Origin of the sequence: Enterobacter cloacae complex sp. GF14B (assembly GCF_004136805.1) — a bacterium.
GTDB classification, from domain to species: domain Bacteria; phylum Pseudomonadota; class Gammaproteobacteria; order Enterobacterales; family Enterobacteriaceae; genus Enterobacter; species Enterobacter hormaechei_C.
Genome location: NZ_QFRV01000227.1, coordinates 1 through 1,893, shown reverse-complemented (window position 1 = coordinate 1,893; position 1,893 = coordinate 1). Strand labels below are relative to the sequence as shown.

Genomic DNA, 1,893 nt, shown 5'->3' with positions numbered 1-1,893 from the left:
GTTGAACACGCAGGCGTGCGCCACGGCCTGGGCCACATCCGGCAGCGCAAGCATGGCCCGGTCGATTTCACCCAGCTCGATGCGCTGGCCGCGAATTTTCAGCTGGTCGTCGCTGCGGCCCAGATATTCCACCGCGCCGTTATCCAGCCAGCGGGCAACGTCACCGGTGCGGTACATCCGCTCGCCCGGCGCGAACGGGTCGGCGATAAAGCGGCTGGCGGTAAGGTCGGGGCGTCCCAGATACCCCTGCGCCAGCTGGATGCCGGTGAGATACAGATCCCCCGCCACGCCGAACGGTACCGGGCGCATCATCGCATCCAGAATGCGCAGCCCCGTATTCCATACCGGGAAACCGATCGGCACGCTGTTGCCCTCCACCGCCGCCAGCTCGGGGCCGTACGCCGGATACCAGCTGACGTCCACCGCCGCTTCGGTCGGGCCATAGAGGTTGTGCAGCGGCGCATGGGTGAGCTGTTCCCACTCGCGACACAGCGCAGTCGGCAACGCCTCGCCGCTACAGAACACCTGCTTCAGCGTCCTGCAACAGTGGGCGTTTTCCGGCGTCAGCGAGGCGACGAACGCCGCCAGCATCGACGGCACGAAGTGGGTGGTGGTTACGCCATATTCTGCGAAGAAGCTCTGCATCGCCTGCGGATCGCGGTGCGCGTCCGGCTCGGCCATCACCAGCTTTGCCCCGGCGATAAACGGCCACCAGAACTCCCACACCGACACGTCAAAGCTGCACGGCGTTTTCTGCGCCACCACGTCATGCGCCGTCAGTGGATAATGATCCTGCATCCACTTCAGGCGGTTAACGATGGCGGTATGGCCGACCATCACCCCTTTTGGACGCCCTGTCGAACCGGAGGTAAAGATGATGTACGCGGTTTGCTCCGGCTTCGCCAGGCGCAGAGGTTCAGCATCGGTGGCCGGTAATAGTGTGTTGTAACTAAAGGTGGCGATCGGCAGATCGCTAAAGCGCGGAAGCTGCTCGTCGGTGGTAATGAGCAGGGACGGCTTCGCGTCCTCGAGCATCATCCGCAGGCGATCGTCCGGGTAGCCGGTGTCGAGCGGCAGCCACGCGGCGCCCGCCTCCACAATGCCGTGCAAGGCTAACGTCAGGAACACCGAGCGCGGCAGGGCCACCGCCACGCTGTCGCCCGGCTTCACGCCGCGCGCGCGCAGCAGGTTTGCCAGCGCGACCACCTGCTCGCGCATCTGGCGGTAGTTCAGTTCAGTATGGGCATCCGCCAGCGCGGGGGCGTCCGGCGTTTTGCTCGCCTGCTCCGCGACCAGATCCGCCAGCGTGGTGGACGGCAGCGCCAGCCCGGTATCGTTAATGCGCGCCAGCCGGGCATACTCCTGCTCTGATACGGTTTCCACGTCGCCACAGCGCAGGTCCGGGTTGGCGGCAAACTGCGTCAGCATTGCGTTCAGCCGCGCCGCGTGACCCTTTAGCGTCGCCTCGTCGTAACGCTGCCCGTTGGAGAGGATCTCAATGCTCAGTCCGCCCTGCTCGTCCGGGAACAGCGCAAGCTCCAGATCGTTCACCGGGCCGGTCGCCAGCGTGTGGGTAATGGCCTCCACGCCGTCGATATCCAGCTGATAATCGAACACCTTGACGTTCAGCACCGGACCAAACAGGGCTTCATCGCCTGCGGCACGTCCGCTGTCGCGCACGATCTGTTCGGCGTCGTAACGCTGATGGCGACGCATCTTTTTCAGCTGGTTCGCCAGGCGCAGCGCCAGTTCCGGCAGGCTCTCGTGCGGGCGAATATTCACCGCCAGCGGCAGGACGTTGAGCACCGGTCCGGTCGCGGTCAGCGCGGCGGAGCCCATGCGGCGCATAAAGATAAACCCGGCGGCGTAGTCCAGCCGTCCGGTCAGGCGGCC

General features: G+C 65.2%; 1 protein-coding gene. It reads right to left on the bottom strand.

Going from position 1 to position 1,893, the window contains the following annotated elements; all coding sequences use genetic code 11:
- On the bottom strand, positions 1-1,893 hold a 1,893-nt coding region (locus DD606_RS24875; protein ID WP_129259425.1), incomplete at both ends, for an amino acid adenylation domain-containing protein.